General features: G+C 33.2%; 1 protein-coding gene. It reads right to left on the reverse strand.

The features are described 5' to 3' along the window. The coding region (locus AC3DU7_RS28825) for a PAS domain S-box protein (protein ID WP_488042690.1) at positions 1 to 3,012 on the reverse strand (3,012 nt) is incomplete at its 3' end. Between the last annotated feature and the right edge of the window lie 499 nt (positions 3,013 to 3,511).

Below are 3,511 nucleotides of genomic sequence, written 5' to 3' on the forward strand. Positions count from 1 at the left end.
AATTGTATTTTCTGTCATTCCTGGACCATTATCTTTAATAGATATGACAGCATATTTGAGATTAGCTATGGATAGATTTTGATTTTCATTTGGATTATTTACTGCTTCTGCGGACTCAGAGTTAATCTGGGTAGTAATTTTAATTTGTCTTGGTTTTTGTTGACTTTCTAGAGCATCAATTGCATTATTAAAAATATTCATAAATACTTGATTTAGTTGCCCGGGATAACACTCTAATTTAGGTAATTTACCATAGTCTTTAATAATTTCAATTCCAGAATCTTTTCCGTTTGATTTAATCCGGTGATCTAAAATTAATAAGGTGCTATCAATACCCTCATGGATATCTACTATTTTCTTGTCTGATTCATCATGACGGGAAAAGTTTCTTAAAGATATGACAATTTGACGGATACGTTCAGTTCCCATTTCCATTGAAGATAGAATTTTTGGTAAGTCTTCTATTAAAAATTCTAAGTCTATATCTTCAACTTTATCTTCAATTTCTGGTATAGTATCTGGATAATACTTTTGATAAATTTTTAATAATTCAAGAATACTATTCATATAATTTTCAACATAGGTAAGATTGCCATAAATAAAATTCACAGGATTATTAATTTCATGAGCTAAACCTGCCACCATTTGACCTAGTGATGACATTTTTTCTTGCTGAATTAACTGAGCTTCTTTTTGCTGTAAATTCTGTAAAGCTTCAGTGAGGTGGTGAGCTTGAGTTTGAGCAGCTAAAGCAGCAGCCCGGGTTTGAGCATAAAGTTCGGCTTGGTCAATGGCGATCGCTAGTTGGTCTACTACTGCTTGCAATAATTCTACTTCACTATCTTTCCAAGGTCGAGGACTACTGTAATGGTTGCAAATAACTCCCCCTTGCTGACCAGAAATAGTTTGTAATGGCAGCAATAATGTAGATTTTACTGTCAATTGTTGCAGGTATGTCTGTATTGGTTCAAAATGAGGTTGATTGATTTTTTCAGTACTATCAAATCGTATAATCTCACGATTACGAATTTTATCTGATAAAATTTCTACCTGTTCTGTGGGATAATCTGGTATATGAACGGATATTTCTGGGTTAGAATCTTCATGAGTGACGGCAATGCCAGTGATTTGATTGGGTAAACACCATATGAATAAACATTGGTCAATTTGTAAAAGATTTCTAATTTCTGTAACTGCCGTTCCCAATATTTTGTCGAGGTCGAGGGAATCTCTGATTTGGCTAGCGAGGCGAAATAGTAAAGCTTCTCGGTTGTTTAATAGTTGTTCTTGCCTACTAACTTTATCGATAGTAGTGGCGATCGCATTAGCTATCCAATTGAGTACATTTCTAACTGACTCGGCAAGAACTTGAGTGCTCCATATACATATAACTCCAACAACTCTATTATCTGAAGTCAGGAGGGTAAAATCATTCGTGAGAATTTGTTGTTCGTTGTCAGACTTAATTTTTGAATTTAGGTTCTCAGAAGTTAAGAGATTTTTCGGAGTCAGTAGTCTTTGTCTATATTCGATTTCTAATTCTAAGTTTTTACCAGATAATGCTTGTAGCTCTAGTTGACTGGTTTGAGTGTTAAGAGTCCATATACATGAGCAAATTACATCTAGTTCTGTAATGACCGCTTGGGTACAACGTTGAAGGATCTCGCTCAGGGAACCACCTTCTCCCACAGCTACTCCTACTTCCGCTTCTAGAGCTGATAAATGCGATCTTTCTATTAAAGCTGCTTCTATACGTTTACGCTCTGTGATGTCTCGTGAAACTGCAACTAATTCTATAACTTTACCTGTTTGTTGGTCGTTAATTTTTTGACAAGTAGTTTCAAACCAAATATAATGCCCTTTTTTGTGCCGTAGTCGATGAGTGAAGGTATTGTTTTCTAGGTGTTTTAGATTATTTAGCTCATATAATTTTTTATCTTCTGGGTGGAATAAGTCATCGTAAATACAACGCCCCACTAGCTCTTTTGGTTCATATCCCAGCAGATAACGACAGGCAGCAGAGGCGAATAAAAATATACCTTCTATAGTTTGCCTAGAAATGAGGTCAGTAGAATGATTAGTTAAGAGTCGATAACGTGCTTCACTTTCTCGCAGTGCTTCTTCCGCTTGTTTCTTTTCAGTAATATCTGTTTGGATACCAATAAAGTTTGTCAAACGACCATCATTGTCTCTGACTGGAGATATTGCTAATTCGTTCCAGAAGGGAGTACCATCTTTGCGGTAATTTTTTAAGACAACTAAGCATTTAGTTTCTAACCTCATCGCTTGGCGAATTTGAGATAGTGCTGCTGGATCTGTGTCAGCTCCTTGTAAAAATCTACAATTTTTTCCTAATACTTCTTGACGAGAGTAGCCTGTAATTTTTTCAAAGGTTGAGTTACAGTAAATAATGGGGTTATCAGGCTGAGTCTTATCAGATATTACTATGCCATTATTACTGGCTGCGATCGCTCTTTCTAGCAGATTTAGTGTTTTTTTATCTTGATTTTCGTCAGCTATTTCTTGTAATTTGATAAATTTTCTACTAAAGTCGTAAAGTTTATGTTGTAATTTTACTTGGGTACTGATATGAATACTTAGTTTTTCTAATGATTTTTGACATTTATTTGTTATCGTTCTGGATTCATAGTCCATTACTGACAAAATACCAATTTGTTTGCCATTGATATTAATGGGAATTCCGGCATAAAATCTAATTTTTGCTTCTGATATTACTAAAGTATGATTTGCTGTCCTTCGATTTGCTAGTGTATTAGATATAATTAGTGGTTTTGTTTCTGTATCCGGAGAAGTACTTAGAATAGCTTTGACAAAGTCTAGGTAGTCATTTTTTTTATGATCGATACCTATTTGGGACTTTAACCAAATATAGTTAGAATCCATAAAGCTAATGAATGCAATTGGAGCCTCAGCGATGTTTGCTGCTAACTCTACTGTTTCTTCAAAGAAAGTTTCAAGAGCTAATAAATGGTATAGTGATTTTACTTCCATTTTATTGACCTTATTTGTTTGATTTTTTATTCTTATGACCCATAATTTGGTAACTATCTGTTACTTTTTCTATGATATTATTTTAAATATACTAACAATTTTAAAAAGCATCGAATTACATTTATTTATTCTATAAGTCTAGCATAAATTAACAGTTTTTGACTACAAATTTATCTAATCATATATTTGGCGTTGTACAATTACTACCTAGTAACAAGCTACGATTGTTACTCAGCAATTAGCAAACAATACTTTACTATCTTTGATGAGTGTGATAAAGCTTGGGTTGAAATTTATTTTCAAGCTCTAATCTACTATATTAGTAGTATAAAACTCTGAAAAAACACTAAGTTTTGTTGAAGAATAATCTAGTAATAAACACTATTTAAAATCAAATAAATTACCGAATAATTAATAATTCAATAATTCAATGATTCATGTTTAAAGTCTCCTCTTTCAAAGGGAAAAAAATAAATTTTCTCCTTTTATTCAATCCTCT

The sequence above is a fragment of the Okeania sp. genome, from assembly GCF_983059655.1.